The 21,343-nt window shown below is 26.8% G+C and carries 18 protein-coding genes and 1 riboswitch; of the genes, 15 read left to right on the forward strand and 3 right to left on the reverse strand.

Going from position 1 to position 21,343, the window contains the following annotated elements:
- The first annotated feature begins 15 nt into the window (after nt 1-15).
- The 10 genes from RWY47_RS17020 to RWY47_RS17065 all read left to right on the forward strand — a co-directional run bounded on the left by RWY47_RS17020 (nt 16) and on the right by RWY47_RS17065 (nt 14,177).
- Nucleotides 16-3,186 (forward strand): ligand-binding sensor domain-containing protein, encoded by a 3,171-nt coding sequence (locus RWY47_RS17020; protein ID WP_224170406.1) that lies wholly within the window; start codon nt 16-18, stop codon nt 3,184-3,186.
- A gap of 160 nt (nt 3,187-3,346) precedes the next feature.
- Complete coding sequence (locus tag RWY47_RS17025) at nt 3,347-4,195, forward strand: GGDEF domain-containing protein (protein WP_168930612.1); 849 nt, start codon at nt 3,347-3,349, stop codon at nt 4,193-4,195.
- Nucleotides 4,185-5,810, forward strand: coding sequence for a DUF2334 domain-containing protein (locus RWY47_RS17030; RefSeq protein WP_224170407.1), 1,626 nt, complete (start codon nt 4,185-4,187; stop codon nt 5,808-5,810). Before RWY47_RS17025 ends, RWY47_RS17030 begins: the two co-directional genes overlap by 11 nt.
- 2 nt (nt 5,811-5,812) lie before the next feature.
- Entirely contained in the window at nt 5,813-7,069 is a 1,257-nt protein-coding gene (locus RWY47_RS17035) for a glycosyltransferase (RefSeq protein ID WP_224170408.1), read from the forward strand.
- Between the two features lie 11 nt (nt 7,070-7,080).
- Nucleotides 7,081-9,147, forward strand: a complete 2,067-nt coding sequence (locus tag RWY47_RS17040; RefSeq protein WP_224170409.1) for a cellulose biosynthesis cyclic di-GMP-binding regulatory protein BcsB — start codon at nt 7,081-7,083, stop codon at nt 9,145-9,147.
- 9 nt (nt 9,148-9,156) lie between these two features.
- Nucleotides 9,157-10,188: a glycoside hydrolase family 113 gene (locus RWY47_RS17045; protein ID WP_025161612.1), complete on the forward strand. Its 1,032-nt coding sequence runs from the start codon at nt 9,157-9,159 to the stop codon at nt 10,186-10,188.
- A 75-nt stretch (nt 10,189-10,263) separates the two neighbouring features.
- Entirely contained in the window at nt 10,264-11,892 is a 1,629-nt protein-coding gene (locus RWY47_RS17050) for an EAL domain-containing protein (RefSeq protein ID WP_025161611.1), read from the forward strand.
- Nucleotides 11,893-11,914: 22 nt separating this feature from the next.
- Nucleotides 11,915-12,016: riboswitch (purine riboswitch) on the forward strand.
- Between the two features lie 97 nt (nt 12,017-12,113).
- On the forward strand, nt 12,114-12,686 hold the full coding sequence (locus RWY47_RS17055) for a xanthine phosphoribosyltransferase (RefSeq protein WP_021429781.1): 573 nt from the start codon (nt 12,114-12,116) through the stop codon (nt 12,684-12,686).
- Between the two features lie 135 nt (nt 12,687-12,821).
- Entirely contained in the window at nt 12,822-12,983 is a 162-nt protein-coding gene (locus RWY47_RS17060) for a hypothetical protein (protein ID WP_021429689.1), read from the forward strand.
- A 249-nt stretch (nt 12,984-13,232) separates the two neighbouring features.
- Nucleotides 13,233-14,177: a polysaccharide deacetylase family protein gene (locus tag RWY47_RS17065; RefSeq protein WP_021429631.1), complete on the forward strand. Its 945-nt coding sequence runs from the start codon at nt 13,233-13,235 to the stop codon at nt 14,175-14,177.
- A gap of 142 nt (nt 14,178-14,319) precedes the next feature.
- On the opposite strand, the gene RWY47_RS17070 is transcribed toward RWY47_RS17065, so the two are convergent.
- Together RWY47_RS17070 and RWY47_RS17075 are read right to left on the reverse strand one after the other, a co-directional pair.
- Entirely contained in the window at nt 14,320-15,057 is a 738-nt protein-coding gene (locus RWY47_RS17070) for an NAD-dependent protein deacylase (protein WP_150843156.1), read from the reverse strand.
- Between the two features lie 57 nt (nt 15,058-15,114).
- Nucleotides 15,115-16,341, reverse strand: a complete 1,227-nt coding sequence (locus RWY47_RS17075; RefSeq protein ID WP_021429586.1) for an NAD(P)-dependent oxidoreductase — start codon at nt 16,339-16,341, stop codon at nt 15,115-15,117.
- Nucleotides 16,342-16,554: 213 nt separating this feature from the next.
- Here RWY47_RS17075 and modB point away from each other — a divergent pair, with 213 nt between their 5' ends.
- The 4 genes from modB to RWY47_RS17095 all read left to right on the forward strand — a co-directional run bounded on the left by modB (nt 16,555) and on the right by RWY47_RS17095 (nt 19,468).
- The gene (gene modB, locus RWY47_RS17080; protein ID WP_021429759.1) at nt 16,555-17,229 is read left to right on the forward strand and encodes a molybdate ABC transporter permease subunit; all 675 of its coding nucleotides are present in this window, start codon (nt 16,555-16,557) and stop codon (nt 17,227-17,229) included.
- Between the two features lies 1 nt (nt 17,230).
- Nucleotides 17,231-18,277, forward strand: a complete 1,047-nt coding sequence (locus tag RWY47_RS17085; RefSeq protein WP_021429761.1) for a sulfate/molybdate ABC transporter ATP-binding protein — start codon at nt 17,231-17,233, stop codon at nt 18,275-18,277.
- Nucleotides 18,278-18,304: 27 nt separating this feature from the next.
- The gene (locus RWY47_RS17090; protein ID WP_150843155.1) at nt 18,305-19,135 is read left to right on the forward strand and encodes a DegV family protein; all 831 of its coding nucleotides are present in this window, start codon (nt 18,305-18,307) and stop codon (nt 19,133-19,135) included.
- A 186-nt stretch (nt 19,136-19,321) separates the two neighbouring features.
- The gene (locus RWY47_RS17095) at nt 19,322-19,468 is read left to right on the forward strand and encodes a hypothetical protein (protein WP_021429609.1); all 147 of its coding nucleotides are present in this window, start codon (nt 19,322-19,324) and stop codon (nt 19,466-19,468) included.
- A 39-nt stretch (nt 19,469-19,507) separates the two neighbouring features.
- Here the strand turns inward: RWY47_RS17095 and RWY47_RS17100 are convergent, their stop codons facing one another.
- The gene (locus tag RWY47_RS17100) at nt 19,508-20,563 is read right to left on the reverse strand and encodes a PTS sugar transporter subunit IIC (RefSeq protein WP_332840792.1); all 1,056 of its coding nucleotides are present in this window, start codon (nt 20,561-20,563) and stop codon (nt 19,508-19,510) included.
- 273 nt (nt 20,564-20,836) lie between these two features.
- Here RWY47_RS17100 and RWY47_RS17105 point away from each other — a divergent pair, with 273 nt between their 5' ends.
- Entirely contained in the window at nt 20,837-21,283 is a 447-nt protein-coding gene (locus tag RWY47_RS17105) for a MarR family winged helix-turn-helix transcriptional regulator (RefSeq protein ID WP_021429767.1), read from the forward strand.
- The last annotated feature ends 60 nt before the right edge of the window (nt 21,284-21,343 follow it).

Raw genomic sequence — 21,343 nt, forward strand, 5'->3', positions numbered from 1 at the left:
TAGGAGAAAAAATTTATGCAAAGAATAAAATACTTAAAACTATTTATATCTATAGTTTTTGTAATGATACTCAGGGCTGATATTTCTAATGCACAAGAAAGTATAAATTTTAAAAATATAACTATAAACCAAGGATTATCTCAGGGAACAGTACAAGCAATAGAACAAGATAGTAAAGGGCGAATATGGATAGGAACAAATGATGGACTAAATGTTTACAATGGATATGAGTTTAAAGTGTATGGTCAAAAAAAAGACCCCAAAAAAGGAATAGCAAATAGTTATATTATCGATATAAAAGAAGATAAGAAAGGTAATTTGTGGGTTGCAACTATAGGAGGGGTAAGCAAAATAAATACTGAAACCGATTCTATAAAAAACTACTACAATAGCAAGGATAATGGAAATTTATCAGATAGTAGTGTTTATGATATTTTAATAAACAAAGATGGTGAGGTTTTAATTGCAACAGCAAATGGTGTAGATATATATGATGAAAAAAATGATAAGTTTAAACCAGCAATTAAAAACTTGAATGAATTAAAAAGTAAACATATATACGATATAACTGAAGATGATAGTGGCAACTATTGGATTGGGGCTAAAAAGGGACTATATAAATTTGATAAAAAATATGAAACGGTTGAACAGTTTTTGACTAAAGATACTTGTGGAAAAGATTTAACGGTATACAAAGTTTATTTTGATGGGGATAAGAATTTATGGGTTGGTACTAGAAATGAAAATTTATATAAAATAGATACAAAAACAAATAAGGTAAAAGAGTATGACCCTCCAGAAGGAATTGATAAAAACTCATCTATAAGAGACATATTACAGGATAAAAATAAAGAACTTTGGATAGCTACAGACTCGGGATTAGTAAAATACGATAAGTTAAAAGATAAGTTTAGAGTTTATCAAAAGGGAAAGTACGATGTAAATGGGTTAACCGATAACTTAATATTTTGCATAATGGAAGATAAAAGTGGTCTTTTATGGCTTGGCACTTATTCTGGTATAAGTATATTTGATTCAAAGACTAATATAAATTATTATAAACATGATCCAAATCCAGAAGATAAGACATCCATTTCAGACAATATGGTAAGTGGGATTTATAAGGATAATGATGGTGTGCTATGGGTTGGAACAAATTCGGAAGGAGTAACGGTTTTAAATAGAGAAAAGGAAAAAACTTATTATATAAAAAGAGAAGATGGGTTAAGTAGTAACAAAGTGTATGATATAAAGGGAAAAGGAGACATAATAGTAATTTCGACAGATGATGGACTGAATGTAATAAATAAAAAAGAAAAAACGTTAAAGGTGTATAATAAAGACAATGGTTTAAAAAATAGCAATATAAGAAGTGTGCTTATCGATGATGATGATAAGGTATGGCTAGGAACAACTGAAGGGGTTTTAACATTAAATATATCTACAGGTGAAATAGTAGATATGTCTAGTTTGTCATCTAAATATAATATAGAAGATAAGTTAAATGGATGTATTTACAAAGATAGTAATGGAATGTATTGGGTAGGCTATTTTTTAGATGGAGGGCTTTTAAAATTTGATCCTAAGACTCAAAAAACAAAATTATACAGGATGAGAGAAAATGACTCAAACTCTATAAGTAATAATTCTGTAAGAGTTATAAATGAAGATAAACAGGGGAACTTGTGGATAGGTACAAATTATGGGCTTAATAAATTTAATCCAAAAACAGAAAAGTTTGAAGTTTACACAATGGAAGATGGATTACCTAATAATACTATATATGGAATAGTTATAGATAAATTAGATCATATATGGGTAAGTACAAATTACGGATTATCAAAATTTGATTACAAAAAAAATGAGTTTACAAATTTTGATATAGTAGATGGATTACAAGGAAGAGAATTCAATGGAAAATCATTTAATATAAGTGATGATGGTGAAATTTTCTTTGGAGGAACGAACGGCTTAAATTCGTTTAGATGTGAAGAGTTAAAGAAGAAGAAATATTATATAGACTTATCTATAGGAGATATATATGTAAATGAAAAAAGATATAACAGTATCGAGGATTTTAACTTTAAATTCAATGAAAATAATATAAGTATAGAGATGTTTTTACCATACTATAAGAATATGAGGGATACTAAGTATTATTATAAGATAGAGGGAGTAGACAAAGATTTTAAAGATGTTAAAAGTAATAAATTAAACCTGGTAAATTTAAACCCAGGTAAATATACTTTAAAACTTAAGGCAATAAATAATAATGTAGCTGAATCTAATGAAAAAACAATTAAATTTTCTATAAAACCACCGATTTGGAAAAGTAAAATAGCTATGGTTATCTATGGAATTATATGTATATTTGCTATCCTATATTATGATAGTAAAGTAAAATTGCTTGACTCTATGGTAAATAAAAGAACAAAGGCACTTACAAAGGAAATTGAAAAAAATGAAAAATTATTTAATAAAGTTTTAAGTTTAGAAAAGAAAAAAAATAGCTATTTTGTAAACTTGTCTCATGAATTAAGAACTCCATTAAATGTTATATCATCAACTGAACAGCTAATAAGTATTATGCTTGATAAAAAAGGTTTAAGTAAAGAAAATCTAAAGTATCATATGAGTGTAATTAATAAAAATGCAGAGAGGTTATTAGAATTAATTACAAATTTAATGGATATAGAAAAAATAGAATATGGAAAATATAAAATCAATAAAACTAAGCAAGATATAGTTGAGGTTATAGAAAATGAAGCCTTAAGGTTGAAAAATCATGTAGAATGTAAAGGAATAGATCTAATAATAGATCCAGAAATAGAAGAAAAAATAGTTAGCTTTGATAAAATAGAAATAAAAAGATGCATAGAGAACTTAATAAGTAATGCTGTAAAATACACACCAGAAGGTGGAATTATAGAATTAGGTATAAAAGATCATATAAATGAAGTAGAGATATATGTAAAGGACAATGGAATTGGAATAGATGAAGAACATAAAAAAATTATATTTGATAGATTTAGACAAGTAGTAGATGCAAATGAAGAAATTCAAAACTCCAGTGGATTAGGTCTAACGATAACTAAAGAAATAGTAAACCTACATGGAGGAGAGATTTATATTGAAAGTGAATTTGGAAAAGGTAGTAAATTCATTATAATACTACCAATTGAATAACTAAATAAAAAATAGAATACACTAAGTGTGTTCTATTTTTTATTTAGAAATTTAAAAGGCAAAAAATGTTAAAAAAAATCGAAAAAACGCGAAAAAAGCAAAAAAAGGAGTATAATATACACATGATTAATTAAGTAAAAAATATAAATAGGAGGGGAAAATGGATAAGTTATCAAAGAAAATAGACTCATATATTATAACACTAGTATTAGAATTATTTATTGTTGTAATGATATTATTTATATCAAAAGAAAATACTAATTTTTTATTGAATTTTATCATGCTAGGAATTACATTTTTAATTTCTATAACAACATATATAGGAGGCATTATATTTGGTCTTATATTAACATCAGTAGCAATATTTTTATATGCATCTTTAATATTTTATAGAAATACAGTATTGAATATAGATATAAACTATATATCTTATATTTGGATGTTAAGTATGCCTATCATATGTATGACTAGTGGAAGGTTATCTAATGTTATTTTAGCGATTCAAAAAGATAACAAAGTATTAAAAGACAAATATAAAAATCTTGTTACAGTTGATGAAGTAACAGGTCTTGGAAACATTAAACATTTCTATTCTACTTTAGAAAAAGAAATGAGTAAATCAAATCGACACAAAAATAAGCTAACACTAATGATGATAAAGCTTCCTTATTATAAAGAAATTAGAAAAATAATTGGAGAAGAAAAAACATATAACTTAGTTAAAAGTGTAAGCAATATAATAATAGATTCTACAAGATCTGAAGATGAGAGATATTACTTGGAAAGTGACATGATAGGGATTATAATGCCATATACCGATTTTGATGGTGCAAACACAGTAAAAGAAAGAATTAAAAAAAATATAAGTGAATTAAATTTAGAATTAAATCAAGGAAAGTCATATATAGACATAGATACAAAAATAGCTATTGTTGAATATAAAGAAAGTATAAATGGTTCTATAGAATTTAAAAATTTATGTGAAGAGGAGCTTCAGTATGATGTGTAAAAAATATATTGCTATAATTCTAAGTGTTTTATTAGTTTTTAGTAGTAGCAGCATAGTTTTTGCAGATATACAGAAAAAAGAAAAAGCTCTAATAATATATGAAAATCAAAAGACATTTTCATATAAAGAAAATGTAGTAAATCACTTAAATGAACTTTTATATAGGTTTAACAAGAGTGTAGATAATATATATGTAAATGATTACAAAAAAGGAAATCTAACAAAATACGATTCAATATTTGTAATAAATATAGAAAATGAAATAAATAATACTGATTTGTTAGATGATTTATCAAATTATAAAAACAGTATATATTGGATAGGAAATAGAATTGAAGACTTTTTAAGTTATAGTAAAAAGTATGATTTAATATATGATAAAAAGGTAAATAGCATAAATGAATTAAATTATAAAGGGAAAAAGCTAACTATATCTGGAAGTGATTATTTTGATGTAGTTAACACTAAGGGTGAAAATAATAAGGTATTAGCAACTATGAAAGATTCTTATAATGAATATCCTTATGTTATAAACGATAAAAATTTATATTTCATTGCAGAGTACAAAATAGATCAGTCCTTCATATTTGAAGATACTTTAAATGATTTTTATAATATAAAAAACTTTGAAAAAGGTAAAGTATTTGTAAGGATTGAGGATGTGCATTTATTTAGAGATAAAAATAACCTAAAAGAGATTGCAGACTATTTATATTCTGAAGACATACCTTTTATGATAGCATTGATTCCAGCATATGTAGATAGCAAAACTGGGAAAATAAATACCATAAAAGATGATCCCGAGTTTATACAAACTATAAAGTATATGCAAGATAGAGGTGGTAGCGTTATTTTACATGGATATATGCATTCTTTAGATAAAAGAGAGATTTCAGGGGAAGGATATGAGTTTTGGGATATGGAAAAAGATGAGCCTATATCTGAAAATATGGAGAATTATGTTAAGGATAGAGTTTTAAGTGGATTAAGATTGTGTGTAGAACAGAGTATTTACCCTCTCGCATTTGAAGCACCTCACTATGCTATGGATCAAAATGGCTATACAGAATTAAAAAAATATTTTTCAACTTATGTTGGGCAATACCAAAATAATAACGAAAACTTTGCTACAAGTAGTTTTCCATATATCATAGAAGGAAGTAAAAACTTCAACATTTTAATTCCTGAGAATTTAGGATATATAGAACGAGATAATAAGTTTTCGATAGATATTATAAAGAATAACTTTTATAAACTTTCTATGGTAAGAGGATACACTGGAGGTTTTTTCTTTCATCCTTATATGAATATAGATTATTTAAAACAAGTTATATCTTACTTAAAAGACAGTGATGCAGAGTTCTTAAATTTAAAAGATATAAATAATTATGTAAAAATTGATGATATAAATATAAAATCGAAAGATGGCAAAATAGATGTTACGTATGATAAGAATAAGTCAAATGAAAAATCTAAATCTGAGATAAACTTTGAAAACTCTATGTCTAATATAAATAAAATAATCGTAATATTTGTGTCTGTTGTATTGGTTATATTTACGATAATATTTATATTCTTTAGATTTATAAATAGACGAAAATTTAGAAGGAGATAGTTATGAATAGATTTACTATAGTAGATTACTTATTTTTATTTTCTTTAATATCTATATGGGCAATACTTTTTATAAATATTCTTTTAGCTGCAAGTGGATATGTATATTATCTTAAAAATCTTAATTTTAAAGATGAAAGATTAAAAGAATATCCATTTGTATCTATATTAGTTCCAGCTCATAATGAGGGAAAGGTTATAGGAAAAACTGTGGAGTCATTGTTATTATTAGATTATCCTAGAGATAAAATGGAATTAATAGTGATAAATGATAATTCAAGTGATAATTCTAAAGATATACTTCAGAGTATAAAAAATAAATACAAAAAATATAATTTTACCATTATAAATACAGATAATATTACTGGAGGTAAAGGAAAATCAAATGCACTAAATATTGGATATCAAGAAGCAATAGGAGAGTTTATTGCAATATATGATGCAGATAATACTCCAGAAAAAACAGCACTTAGATATTTAATCCAAACCATAGTAAAAGATGATAAGTTAGGCGCTGTTATTGGAAAATTTAGAACTAGAAATAAACATAAAAACATTTTAACAAAATTTATAAACATAGAAACATTGAGTTTTCAATGGATAGCTCAAGCAGGACGAAGACAATTATTAGGACTTTGTACGATACCAGGAACTAACTTTGTATTAAGAAAAACAACTATTGAGCAGTTAGGTGGATGGGATACGAAAGCAATAGCCGAAGATACAGAGATAAGTTTTAGAATTTATAAATTAGGCCAAAGAATAACGTATGTGCCTCAAGCTGTAACTTGGGAACAAGAGCCAGAGACTATAAATGTATGGATAAAGCAGAGAACTAGATGGGTTAAAGGAAATATATATGTACTAGTTAAGTATATAAAAAATATATTTAAAGGTAAGCAAAATAGAGTATTATTCGATATAGTATATTTCTTCTCAGTATATTTTTTATTTTTAACTTCAGTTGTAATATCAGACTGTATATTTGTTTTAAGCTTACTTAATATAGTACAGGTTAATATACCGTTTAACTTTTGGATTGTATGGGTATTATCATATGTCCTATTTATTTTGCAAGTTAGCATAACTTTATCTATGGAAAAAGGAGAAAGTGGACTTGAAAATATATTTTTAGTTGCAATTATGTATTTCACATATTCACAAATGTGGCTATTAGTAGCGATTAAGGGTATGTTTGGACATTTCCAAGATGTATTTTTAAAAAGAGAAGCTAAATGGTATAAAACAGAAAGGTTTTAGGGAGGTACTTAATGAGAATAATAACTATAGCATTATCGTTAATACTAACTTTTTCTAATATTAGTTTGATATTTGCAGATAATGAAGATGTAAAAGCATATAAATTTCAAGATGACGTGACTATAAATGGTGTTATTGGAAGCACCGAAAGATTTTTTAATGTATCTCAAAATTGGGATGTTAAGGATTTGAAATTAAATTTAGTATATACAAAAAGTGAGCTATTGGATGTAAACTATTCAACCATTACAGTATTTATTAATGGAGAGCCTGTAAGTTCAAAAAGGTTAGATGGAGATAGAAAATATCAGGATAAATGGCAAGTTAACATTCCTAAAGAACTTGTAAAACCAGGATATAATAGCATTTCTATAAAAGCATATAAAACTATATCAGATAAAATATGTAGAGATGATTCTAATACTGCAAATTGGTTAGTAATACATAAACAATCAGATATAGAATTGAATTATTCATTAAAATCTAACTCAAATGAAATAAAAGACTATAATAGTATATTTACAAATATAGGTAATGAGGAGTATGTAGATACAACTTTTGTATTACCAGATAAGTATAATAGCAATGAATTAAGCTCCATAATGAACTTAAGCTTAAATATGGGACAAAAACTAAAAGCTGACAATTTCAAATTGGATGTAAAACTAAAGTCAAATTTAAAAGAATATAATAACAATATTATCTATGTAGGTGGAACAAATGATACATCTACAGATTTTTTGAACTTGCTAAGCAATGACGAAAAAAATCAGGCTAAAAATAAAGCTGTTATAAAGCAAGTAATTTCTCCGTTTAATAAAGACAAAAGAATGATTTTAATAATCTCAGATAATAGCAAAGCTCTTGAAAATGCAACTAAATTAATCTGTAATAATGAGCTGTTAAATGAATTAAATAGTAGTAGCTTCATAATTGATGAAACTAAAGATGTTTCAGAGATAAAAAAAGATACTAAAAATAAATTGACTTTAAATGACTTAGGGTATAATGATTTTTTACTTAAGGGACCTTTTTCACAAGAAACTAACTTTGATGTATCTATACCTAAAAATAAAATAAGTACGGCTGGATCAATTTTGAATTTAAAGTTTAGATACGCTAAAAATTTAGATTTTGGAAGATCATTAGTTACTGTATATGTAAATGATAAGCCTATTTCAAGTAAAAAATTATCTTTAGAAAAAGCAGATAATGATAATTTAGAAGTAAACCTTCCAACGGATGTTTTAGGCAAAAATTATTATAAAATAAAAGTTGTATTTAATTTAGAGTTAAAAGATTTAATGTGCGTTACAAGGGATACAGATAACCCATGGGCTTATATTTTGGATAGTTCATTTATAAAGTTTGATTTTAAAGACAATAATAGTTTGAATTTCAAAAGTTATCCATATCCTTTTATAGATAATCAACAAGCAAATGATATAAATGTAGTTGTTTCTAAGAATTTAAACTCTTCAGATTTAAGTAATATAGCTAATATAATTGGAAATATGGGAAGAGATGCAGTTTATAATACAGGAAACTTAAATGTATTAACTGATAGTGAATTTTTAAACACGAATAAAAAAGGAAATCTTATAGTTATAGGAACTCCAGATGATAATAGTATTTTAAAAGATATAAATAAAGACTTATACATTAAATTTGATAAGAATTTTAGTGGATTTGAAAATAACGATAAGATTAAATTTTTAGATGATAAATATTCAAAACAATTATCAACAATACAACTTATAAATTCACCTTATAGTAAATCAAATTCAGCTATTATAGTATCTTCTTTAGATAAAAATAGCTTGAGTTCATCAGTAAGGTATTTATCTGATAACAATTTAACCAGAGATTTAAAAGGGGATGCAGCTGTAGTAAATAGAGATGGAGGTATTCAGGATATAAACTTCAAAGAAAACAACACAAAAGATGAAGAACCCGAAGATAACTCTACTAAATTTAAATTAGAGAGATCAAGTTTAACATTTATACTTATTGCAGGATTTTTATTCTTAACTGTAATAATATCAGCTATATTATTAATATTAAAATATAGAAAGTAGTTGATAATCTTGAAAAAGGTAATAATTTTAACACTTATATTAGCTTTATGTGGAGGCATAGTTGTATATAGACATAATAAAGCAGAAGTACCAGATAAATTAAATTCAGTAAATTTATCTACAGATTATGAAATTGATCAGGCATTACAAGATATAAAAATGTTAAATGCAAATACTGTAAATGTACCTATAGTTATAAAAATACCTTCTTTAGAATCTAACAAAATGATTATAGATGAATATAGTAAAAACAAGGCTATACAAATTATTAAAATTTTGAAAGAAAATAATAAAACAGTAATATTAGAAGCATTTCCATGGATTGACAATGGAAGTAAATATGAAACTGAATATAATCCTAAAGATAAAGAACAATTTTTTAATGATTGGAAAAGTATATTAAGTGAGCTAATTGATGAGGTAGCAGTTCCATGTAAAGTAGATATTATAAATACAGCGTCTAATTTCAGTAAGCTTGAACCTTATGAACAACATTGGTGTGACATAATCGATTTTACGAAAAAGAGATTCAAAGGACTTGTAACATATAAAACTTCATGGTGGTACACTGCTAAATGGGATCTTAAAAGTAAAGAGTTATATAATAAAAAATTAAATAACAAATTGTTTTCAAAAGTAGATTTTATATCTATTGCAGCTTATTTTGAGCTTAGTGATAAACCTATAAATACAGTTGAGGAGTTGGTTAAATGCATCAATAGTTCTACAGTAAATAATAGAAATCAAAATATAAAACAAGAAATTAAAAATTTTGCAAATAAATATAATAAAAAAATTTTTTTAGGGGAATTAGGATTTCCAAGACTTGAATATGCGGCAACACACCCTTGGAACAATAATGTATCTGACTTGGTAAGTGGAGATGAGCAAGCTAGATGTTTTAACGCATATAAAATAGTCTTTGATGATGAAAAGTATATTAAAGGCTTTTCTATTTTTGCTGTAGGAGAAAAAGGTAAAGATAAAATGTTTTACCCATCAAAAGAGAGTATTAATTTTATTAAACTATGGTATGAATAAAATGGGAATATATGGTTAGGAAAGATTAAAGATAATATTATTATTAAATACAAAATGATTGAAACGGAGAGAATTATGCTTAAAAAAATAAGTAACATTTTAGTTATTCTCATAGTATTAATACCCATAATTGATAATAATATATATTCACAGGAGAAACCATATAAAAATAAAGTTATAAAAGTTGGATTTTATGATTATAACCCGTATTTTTATATAGACAAAGGAAATCCAACTGGATATTATAATGATATATTAGACACTATATGCAACGATTTGGGAATTGAATATGAGTATAAATATACTAATATTTTACAAGCAATGAGTATGTTGAAAAATGGAGATTTAGATTTACTTATTGGAATTAATAGAACAGAAGATAGAGCTAATGAATTTGAATTTACAGATAGCTATATAACTTTAGAAACTTATGGATTATATACTAATAAGCCTATAGATTATGGTAATATAAAAGGTTTGAACAATTTAAGATTTGGATATATACCTGGAGAGACCAACTCGAAATGGATAATGGATTTATTAAAAAGTAGGGATATAAAAGTAATTCCTGTTGAAGCGCAATCTTATAAAGAACTTGATGATTTACTAATAAAAAATGAAATTGATGCTACTATTTCTCATATAAATAATACAAAGTTAAGCGATATGAATGAGATTTTTGAATACTCAACAGGACCTGTTTACATAGCTGGAAATAAAAAAAATAAACAACTTGTAAAAGATATAGATAACAAGTTAAAGTTGTATTCTAAACAAAAATATAGTCCAATAGATAATCTTAAAGATATATATTTCAATAAAGGTGATGGTGTGTATAAAAGTAATTTCAAAATAATTATTTTAATAGGATTAAGCATTATTGCATTTTTAGCATATATCTTTTATAAAAAAAAATTACCATATATTAAAAAGTGCAAGATGAAAAAAATCATAAGAGAAGATTTGAAGAAAAATAAATATTTTTTATACTACCAACCTATAATAAATCCTAAAAAAAATGAAATAATTGGATTTGAGGGATTATTGAGATTGAGAAAAGATAATAAAATACTAACCCCTTATTTTTTTATAAAAGATATTGAAAACAATGATATGTTATTTGAAACTTCATTACATATATTAAAACTTGCAATAAATGATTATGACATTATAAAAAAATACAATAATATGAAAACTGATGAATTTTATATATCACTAAACATGTCTTTAAATGAAATTGAAAATGATACATTTATAAAACAAATATGTGATATATCAAATTTAATGAATATGAAAAAACATAGTATATGTATAGAAATTTTAGAAAAAGTTGGAATAAATGATTTAAGTAAAATAAATAGGTCTATAGAAAAATTAAAAAAATGTGGATTTATGATAGCTATAGATGACTTTGGTGTTGAATATTCCAATTTAGACATATTAGAAAAATTAGATTTTGATATAGTTAAAATAGATAAATACTTTATAGATAGTATAGAAAGTTCCATTTTTGTAAAGGAAATTATTATATTTTTATCTAATATATGTAAAGCCACGAATAAGTCGATTGTATGTGAAGGGGTAGAATATAAATGTCAAAAAGATTTTATACAAAATATAAAAAATGAAAAGATGTATATACAAGGATATTATTATTTTAAGCCACTTAGCATAAATGAGATAAATAAAATAAATATTGATTAATACATACTAATGATTTATAATTAGATAAACTGATTACAATATCTGTATAAATTTGACGATAAGGGTCAAGAGTTTCTACCAAATCACCGTAAATGATTTGACTACAGGAAGTTTGTTTATTATTTTTTATAGTAAATACAACTCCTGTCTTTTTAGACAGGAGTTTTTTTAAACTTTCTCAACATTATTTATGCAGTATACTAAAATTTGGAGGCATATTTATGGAAAAGTTAAAAGAAAAAATATTAACTGAAGGAAGAATTTCAGGTAATGATATATTAAAAGTAGATAGTTTTTTAAATCATCAATTAGACGTAGCATTTTTAAATGAAATAGGAAAAGAATTTTCAAAAAGATTTGAAGGTAAAAAAATAGATAAAATACTTACAATAGAAGCTTCAGGTATAGCTATAGCATCTATAGCATCTCAACATTTTGGGAATGTACCGGTAGTATTTGCAAAAAAAGTTGAATCTAAAAATTTAGATAAGGACGTTTATGAATCTGAAGTATATTCATTTACTAAAGCTAAAAATTATACAATAAGAGTTTCAAAAAGATATTTAAATAAAGGTGAAAATATATTAGTTTTAGATGATTTTTTAGCAAATGGAAGAGCTGCAATAGGTTTAAATGAATTAGTTGAAAAAGCTCAAGCTAACTTGGTTGGAGTTGGAATAGTTATAGAAAAAGGATTCCAAGATGGGGCTAAACTTTTAGATGAAAAAAATATAAATTTACAATCATTAGTAGTTTTAGAATCAATAGAAAATGGACAAATAAAGTTTAAATAAAAAAGCTGGTTTTAACCAGCTTTTTTTTATGCATTAATTTGTAGAAAAAAATAGATAATAATTTCTGTTAAATAGTCAGAAAATGTTATATAATTTAATTAGGTAAAAAATGGAAATAAAAAGGGGAGGTCCCATATGAGGCTAAAGATAAAACTGGTAATTGGGATTACCTTAGTTTTTATATTTTTGGGGTTAGGTTATATAATTATAAATACGACTATGCGATATCAACAAGAGTTTGGAAGCATTGTATATAATTACAGTGAAAACGAAGAAATCGGAAAAGAAAAAATTTAATTAGTCTTAAAACAAACTGCGTATGCAGTTTTTTTGCGCATTAGATAAACGAATAAAACTTAAAAATAATATATAATGATTTAATAAAATTTAAAAAACAGGAATAAAATTATTAAATTTGTTTTAATTTTTTCAATATGTTACCATTTTGAAATAGTTGTTACGAAGCTGTAATACACATAATGGATTAATTAGAGTATAATGTATATATAATAAAAAGTGACATTAAGTGACAGTAAGGGGGAAGTTATGAAAAAAAATAACAATATTTTTTCTGGCTCTAATAAAAATAAGAAACGGGCAAAACTAAATGTTAAAAGAGCATTTTTACTAATGGTAGTATGTGTAGTTATATTTGGTTCTTTTAATAAAGTTAAAGCTTATGTGGATGAAACAATAAAAGAAAAACAAGAAGAAAAAGTTGCAGAGGAGAAAAGACTTGCAGCAGAAGAACAAAAACGTAAAGAAGAAGAAGAAGCTAAAAAGAAAATGATCGGAGTTAAGCATGGAGCAGAAAGTTATAGCTACAGTGCCGAAAAAGTTGCAGAGAAATTAAAAAGCGGAGACTATTCAAATAATGGAGAAAAGATAGTATTTTTAACTTTTGATGATGGAACATCAACTACAGTTACTCCAGAGATATTAAAAACATTAAAAGATGAAGATGTTAAAGCTACATTTTTTGTAACAGGATCTAATATAGAGCGTGGTGGAAAGAAAGCTGAAGATTTACTAAAGCAAGAGTTTGAAGAAGGACATGCAATAGCAAATCACTCATATAGCCATGATTATGGTATATTATACCCAAATAGAACATTAGACTTAGAAGCTTTCAAAGGTGACTTTAAAAAGACTGATGATATATTAAAAAGAGTTTTAGGACCGTACTTCTCAACAGAGGTTATAAGATGTCCAGGTGGACATATGTCATGGAAAGGTATGGAACCTTTAGATGAATATATGGCTGCTAATAGTATGGCTGCAATAGATTGGAATGCCTTAAGTGGAGATGCTGAAGGTAAAAAGAAATCACCTGAAGAACTATACAACTATGCAGTAAAAACTTCAGAGGGAAAAGAAATGGTAGTTATTTTAATGCATGATACTTATGGTAAAGAAAATACTGCAAAAGCTCTTCCACAATTAATAAAATACTATAAAGATAATGGATATCAATTTAAAGTATTAGTATAGTGAAGATTAATTAATTGATTATATATTAAAAAGAAGAGGATACGATGTATATAAAGTTACATTGTATCCTCTATATTTTTATTTAAAATAAAAATATAGAGATTAAGTTATATATACAAAATCTCTATATTAATTAAATTAATTAAATTTTATTTAAAGCATTAAATAATACTATATCAATACTATCATTTATAACTAAATCAGCTTTATTATCAGCAGGAGTAGTACTTTTATTTATAAGGATTAAATTCTTCCCTTTAAAATAGTCTATAAGTCCTGCTGCAGGATATACTACAAGTGATGTCCCTCCGATAATTAAAGTATCAGCTTTAGATATAGCATTAATGGATCCTTTTATTATAGAATCATCTAAACCTTCTTCATAAAGAACTACATCAGGTTTAACTGTATGTCCACATTTAGTGCAAGTTGGTACATCCTTTGAATTAAGAATGAAATTGGAGTCATAAAACTCATTACAACTAACACAGTAATTTCTATGTACAGACCCATGAAGTTCAAATACATTTTTGCTACCTGCCATTTGATGAAGCCCATCGATATTTTGAGTAATTACAGCTTTAAGTTTACCTATCTTTTCAAGTTGAGCCAAAGCAATGTGAGCATTATTAGGTTTTGCATCAGGATAGATAAGTTTTTTCTTATAAAAATTGAAAAATTCCTTAGTATATTTCAAATAAAATGTATGTGAAACTAATTGCTCTGGAGTTAAAGTAATATTTAATTTCTCATTAAATAATCCGTTGGAACTTCTAAAGTCAGGTATATTAGACGCTGTTGACACTCCAGCTCCACCAAAGAATACTATATTATTACTTTCCTTTAAAATCTGAGCTAGATTCTCTATTTTTTCTGACATTAAATCATCTCCATTTTAATTTATATAACTATTCAAAATCTAATTTGTTAATAAGTTTTACTTTAAATATTCATCTATGGATTGAGCAACAATTTTAGCAGCTACAACAGCTTCTATAACCGTTTTAGCACCATGAGTAACATCTCCACAAGCGAATACTCCATCACGAGTAGTATGGCCACTATTATCTGTCATAATAAGTCCTCTATTATTAACATCTAAGCCTTTGTTATTAGAAACAATAGTATTTCTAGGAACTTGGCTAACTGCAACTAGTATAGAATCACATTCAAATAACTTTTCGCTATCTTCTACAGTAATTAAAGACGTAGTTCCATCTTCATTAACTACTTTTTTAGTATCAGCTAAAATTATACCTTCATTAACTATTTTTATAGGAGCTTTATAAGTCATAAACTCTACACCTTCTTCAATAGCTTCATGAATTTCAGCTTTAGTTGCAGTCATATTATCAAAGTCACGTCTATATGCTACGAAAACATCTTTTGAACCATAATGTTTAGCACTTCTAGCAGCATCCATAGCAACATTACCAGCACCTATAACAACAACCTTATTTCCTAAGTCGTAATTCTTAGGAGAACGTAGGTAATCGATAGCATAGTGTACATGACCTAAGCTTTCTCCTTTTATTTCTAACCTTCTTGGATTCCAAACTCCAGTACCTATAAATATAGAATCATATCCATCTTCAAGTAACTTGTCTAATGTAAGTATAGGACCAACTGTAGCATTGATTTTAAACTTAACTCCCATATTTTTTAGTATATTGATTAAATTATCAATTATTTCTCTTGGAAGCCTAAATTCAGGTATACCGTATCTAAGAATTCCTCCAAGCTGCTCATTTTTCTCAAATACAGTTATGTTATAGCCTTTTTTTGCTAACTCAAATGCAACTGTAAGACCAGCAGGGCCAGATCCAACTATAGCAATGTTTTTTCCGTTTTTGCTTATATTAGAAAAATCAGCATCTTTTAAATAATTTTTAGAAATTTCCTCTTCTATTTTATAAAACTGAATTGGTTCTCCTTTAATTCCTCTTATACAATTACCAGCACACTGATCTTCATGAGGGCAAACAATTGCACAAACAGCAGAAAGAGGATTATTATTAAATAAAAGTTCACCAGCTTCTTTTATTTTACCTTCTTTATATAAATTTATTACAGTAGGTATATCTGTACTTATAGGACAAGCACTTTTACATCTAGCATTTTTACAAACTAAACATCTATTAGCTTCTAAATTTAAATCTAACAAAAAATCACCACCTATATTAATATCTATTATTATACCCCAGAATAAGTACTTATAACATAGGGAAAATGTCGGAAAATGTAAAAATATATAAACAAACGCATATATTTGACTAAGAAATGAGCTGAATATATAATAAAAAGTATAAATTAATAAAGCGTAAAAAGGTTATGAAAAAATTTTATAATCTTTTAATATTTTAGATTGGAGCAATATATGGATATTTCGCCGTTAATTATATCTATCAAAACATCACTTGTTGCAACTTTAATAACTTTTATTTTAGGTATTGTTATATCGTATAAAATATTTTGGTATAAAGGCAGATATGAAAGTTTGATAGATACTATGCTAACTTTACCACTTGTATTACCTCCCACAGTAGTAGGATTTTTTATATTAATTACAATAGGAAAAAATGGACCTGTGGGAATGATACTTAAAACAATAGATATAAATCTTATATTCACATGGACAGCTACTGTAATTTCAGCTGTAATCGTATCTTTTCCTATAATGTATAGAAGTTTAAAAAGTTCATTTGAACAAATAGATAATAACATGATATTTGCAGCAAAGACTTTAGGGCTTAGTGAGAAGGAAATATTTATGAAGATAATGTTACCAATATCATACCCTGGGATAATCGGAGCTGTAATTTTATCATTTGCAAGAGCCATTGGAGAGTTTGGAGCTACACTTATGATTGCTGGCAATATACCTGGAAAAACTCAAACTATGCCTATTGCAATATTTTTTGCAGTTGAAAGTGGTGATATGAATAAAGCTATGATTTGGGTTATGATTATCATTGGAATTTCAGCAATTGTAATAACTATATCAAATTTTATATCTAAATCTAGAGATAAAAAATTTGGGAAAGGAAATTAAAATGTCTTTATATGTGGATATAGAAAAAACTTTAAAAAATTATAAGCTAAGGGTATTTATAGACCAAACAAATAAAATTACAGGATTATTAGGGGAGTCTGGGTGCGGAAAAAGCATGACTTTGAAATGCATCGCAGGACTTGAAAATCCAGATAAAGGTAGAATTACTTTGAATGGTAAAGTTTTATATGATTCAGAGAAAAATATAAATTTAAAACCTCAAGAAAGAAATGTGGGTTTTGTATTTCAAAACTATGCGTTATTTCCTCACATGACTGTATATGAAAATATAGAAATCGGATTAAAAAATATAGATAAAAAAAACAAAAATTTAATTTGTAATAAATACATAGAAGATTTTAATTTAGAAAAAGTAAAAAATAATTTACCAAATCAACTATCAGGAGGGCAGCAGCAACGAGTAGCATTGGCAAGAGCTTTAGCGAAAGAACCAGATATATTACTTTTAGATGAACCATTATCGGCATTAGATTATCATTTAAGAGATGAAATTGAAGAAAATTTAAGAGTTATACTGAACAGATATAAGGGAAGCACAATATTTGTAACACATAATATAAATGAAGCTTATAGAGTATGTGAGGATATAGTTGTATATGATGAAGGTGTTGGAGTAGTAACAAGAAATAAATATGAATTATTTAATAATCCGAAATCTATAAAAGAAGCAAAATTAACAGGGTTTAAAAATATATCAAGATTTAAATTTATAAATGATAATTTGATTTATGCAATAGATTGGAATTTAAATATTGATATAGACAATGCAAACCAATATAAAAATTTACAATATTTATGTATACGTGAATATGATATAAAAATTAGTGAGAATAGAAGGAGTGATGAGATTTATATGGAAGTTATAAATATTACAGAAAATCCTTTTGACTTTACTATTGTAATAAAAAATGAGAAGTTTAGTAATGCAGCTGTTATTTATATGAATATTAAGAAACATGATATAAATACAATTATAGGTGACTCGATAAAAGTGATTTTTAATAAAGAAAAAATCTGCTTTTTTTAGAAAATTCAAAACAAAGGAGGAGTTGCAATGAATAATTTAAAGATAGTATGTGATAGTTTATCTGATATATCAAAAGAGTTAAGGGATAGGTATGATATCGAAATGGTTCCGTTGACGGTTAGATTTGATGATAAAGAATATAGAGATGGTATAGATTTAGAACCTAAAGAATTTTATGATATGTTGAGAGATGGAAAATTGCCTCAAACATCACAAGCTACATACTCTCAATTTAAATCTGTATTTGATAAATTTGTAAATGAAGGTAGAGAAATTTTATACATATCAGGATCATCTAGGGCTACAGGTACATATCAAAGTGCAATAATGGCTAAAAATGATACGGATGGGAAAATATATACTTTTGATACTATGAACTTTTCATATGGCTGTGGGATGCAAGTTGTTAAAGCTGCACAAATGGCTAGAGAAGGTGCTAGTATAGATAATATTTTAAATCAATTAGAATATATGAAAGAGAATATGTATGTAGTATTTTCTGTAGATGATTTAAAATACTTGCAAAGAGGAGGTAGGATATCATCATCTAAGGCTGTTATAGGAAATATGTTAGGAATAAAGCCTATATTAGAAGTTAAAGATGGGTTAGTAACACCAGTGGCGCAAGTAAGAGGAAAGAAACATGTATTTTCTAAGATGGTAGATATGACTAACGAATATTGTGGTGAAGGAAAAGAAATTGCTATAGGTCATGGTGATTGTAATCAGGATATGAGTAAATTAAAGGACCTTGCAACTTTGGAGTTAAATCCTAATGGAATTTCAATAGTAGATGTAGGATCTTGTGTAGGTGCTCATGCAGGTCCAGGGATTTTAAGTATATTTTGTGTTAGATAGATAAATGATATAAATTTAAAAGATAAAAATTAAGCATAGGTCATTGGACTTATGCTTTTTTATGATTAATGAAATTTGAGATATATTAGTTAAATTAACAATTTGTTAAAAAAATACCATCATATTTGGGGTATTTGTAGTCAATTGATTGCGATTCGTATACAATTTATGTGGGAGGGGAGAATTATGAAGTTATATGCGCTTTGTTGTATCACTGTTTTAGGTATATTTATATATGGAGGACAAGGAGAAGAGCCTGTAATGAAAGAAGTTTTTAATGAGATTCAAATAGAAGAATCAACAAAATTAGACATTGAAATTTTTTGCGCATAAAAAAAGCACATCATATGATGTGCTTTTATAATATGCTGACTAAGCAGCAGTATCTTCGTCATTTCCGTTACCACGTATTATATCAGCAGTAACTATTTTGTAGTTCTTGAATAGTGTATGTCCTAAGAATCCAGCGAATATACTTACTACTATACATCCAGCAGCAGCCATTAAAGCAGGAGTTCCGTTTTGTCCAACTGCTACAGCGAAACCAGCTATTGGAGTAGCCATACCTGGAACACTTATTGCAAGAGGTGCAACGTAAGTACTTATTAAAGCAACTACAACACCTGATAATGCTCCACCTATAAAGTTAGTAGTGAATACTGGTATTGGGTTTGCAGATATTATATCTGATTGAGTTAATGGTTCTATAGCAACAGCTATAGTATCTTTTTTATCACCAAACTTCATTCTAGAGAAGAATACGAAGTTCATGAAAGAAGAACCAAATACTGCTAATGCACCTATTGCCATTGGAAGACCAGTTAAACCTATTATAGATGTTAATGCCATTGATGATAATGGAGCAGTAGCAACAACTGTTATTAATCCTCCAAGTATTATACCCATGAATATTGGAGAAGATGTAGAAGCAGCTGTTAAAGCTTGTCCTATTTGCATTAATGTATCATTAACTATTGGGTTCATAAACATAGCTATTGCTCTTGATAATGGAGCAGCAACTAATATTATAACTATTAAGTCAAGACCAGCAGGAGTTTTTTCCTCTAAGAACTTAACAACGAATGATATTAAGTATCCTGCAACGAATCCTGGAAGTATTCCGAATCCTGAAACTGTTAAACCAACTAAAACTGCATAAACTGGAGATACTCCTAAAGCTAATGGTACTAATATACCAGCAGCAACTCCTCCTAAACTACCGTTTGCAGCTCCAACTTGCTCTAAGAAAGAGATTCCAAATTGTTGTCCAAATAATGAAGCGTGGAATGCTTCAACTAAGAAACTTGCGCAAGCAGCACTTGCTAGTGCACCCATAGCTTTCATACCGTGAGGTGCTTTGTAACTGAATAAAGTGAATAATGCCAGTACAACTAATAATAGTGCCGTACTCGTTATAATTTGCATCATAAAAAGTTTTCCTCCTCGTTGATTAAAATAAATAAATGCTTGTTATTGTTTTCCCGCTTTTTGCGGTTATGATTCAATTATATTATAAAAAATTAATTTTGTAAATAGTTTAAATGTAGAAAAATGTAGAAAGAGTTAGAAAATAAAATCAAATTTGAAAAATAATGTTAAAATTGCAACACAATCATATTGATGTTTTTGGGTGTTGTCTATACAAAGGAATTAGTGTAAACTAGAATTTGACAATACTTTTAAGGGGGTGGAGGTGAAGAAATGAATGAAATAATAAAAGAAATTATAGACTTCGTATCAAAAACTTTTCCTAAGATACATGCTAGTCTATATTTAGAGTCTTTAAAAGAGTATGCCGCAAATATAAATGTAAACAGAACACAATTAAGAGCACTTGTATTCATAAATAATAATGGGGAAATAACAATGACGGACTTATGCGAAAAATTAAATATAGAAAAAGGAAGTCTTACTACTATGGTAGATGACTTAACTAAAAAGGGATACTTAACTAGAACAAGAGATTCAAGAGACAGAAGAAAATATATATTAAACTTAACAACTTCAGGTGAAGAGATAGCTAAAGACTTTTTAGAAGCATTAGGAACTAGATTAGAATCAAGATTCTTGGAATTAAATGAAGAAGATCGTAATAAATTTATGGATTCTATAAAAAACTTAGAAGAAATACTTATAAAAGAAAGCTAGGGTATGTGCATAAGCACCCAATTTAAGAGACAAGTTAACAGTAAGTGTAAAAAGTGGCGA

Source organism: Paraclostridium sp. MRS3W1 (assembly GCF_032465715.1).
GTDB lineage: Bacteria > Bacillota > Clostridia > Peptostreptococcales > Peptostreptococcaceae > Paraclostridium > Paraclostridium dentum.

Bases quoted from the DNA above. Each gene is read 5' to 3' on its own strand.
- RWY47_RS17020 (WP_224170406.1), top strand. From the start codon at position 16: ATGCAAAGAATAAAATACTTAAAACTATTTATATCTATAGTTTTTGTA.
- RWY47_RS17025 (WP_168930612.1), top strand. From the start codon at position 3,347: ATGGATAAGTTATCAAAGAAAATAGACTCATATATTATAACACTAGTA.
- RWY47_RS17030 (WP_224170407.1), top strand. From the start codon at position 4,185: ATGATGTGTAAAAAATATATTGCTATAATTCTAAGTGTTTTATTAGTT.
- RWY47_RS17035 (WP_224170408.1), top strand. From the start codon at position 5,813: ATGAATAGATTTACTATAGTAGATTACTTATTTTTATTTTCTTTAATA.
- RWY47_RS17040 (WP_224170409.1), top strand. From the start codon at position 7,081: ATGAGAATAATAACTATAGCATTATCGTTAATACTAACTTTTTCTAAT.
- RWY47_RS17050 (WP_025161611.1), top strand. From the start codon at position 10,264: ATGCTTAAAAAAATAAGTAACATTTTAGTTATTCTCATAGTATTAATA.
- RWY47_RS17055 (WP_021429781.1), top strand. From the start codon at position 12,114: ATGGAAAAGTTAAAAGAAAAAATATTAACTGAAGGAAGAATTTCAGGT.
- RWY47_RS17060 (WP_021429689.1), top strand. From the start codon at position 12,822: ATGAGGCTAAAGATAAAACTGGTAATTGGGATTACCTTAGTTTTTATA.
- RWY47_RS17065 (WP_021429631.1), top strand. From the start codon at position 13,233: ATGAAAAAAAATAACAATATTTTTTCTGGCTCTAATAAAAATAAGAAA.
- RWY47_RS17070 (WP_150843156.1), bottom strand. From the start codon at position 15,057: ATGTCAGAAAAAATAGAGAATCTAGCTCAGATTTTAAAGGAAAGTAAT.
- modB (WP_021429759.1), top strand. From the start codon at position 16,555: ATGGATATTTCGCCGTTAATTATATCTATCAAAACATCACTTGTTGCA.
- RWY47_RS17085 (WP_021429761.1), top strand. From the start codon at position 17,231: ATGTCTTTATATGTGGATATAGAAAAAACTTTAAAAAATTATAAGCTA.
- RWY47_RS17090 (WP_150843155.1), top strand. From the start codon at position 18,305: ATGAATAATTTAAAGATAGTATGTGATAGTTTATCTGATATATCAAAA.
- RWY47_RS17095 (WP_021429609.1), top strand. From the start codon at position 19,322: ATGAAGTTATATGCGCTTTGTTGTATCACTGTTTTAGGTATATTTATA.
- RWY47_RS17100 (WP_332840792.1), bottom strand. From the start codon at position 20,563: ATGATGCAAATTATAACGAGTACGGCACTATTATTAGTTGTACTGGCA.
- RWY47_RS17105 (WP_021429767.1), top strand. From the start codon at position 20,837: ATGAATGAAATAATAAAAGAAATTATAGACTTCGTATCAAAAACTTTT.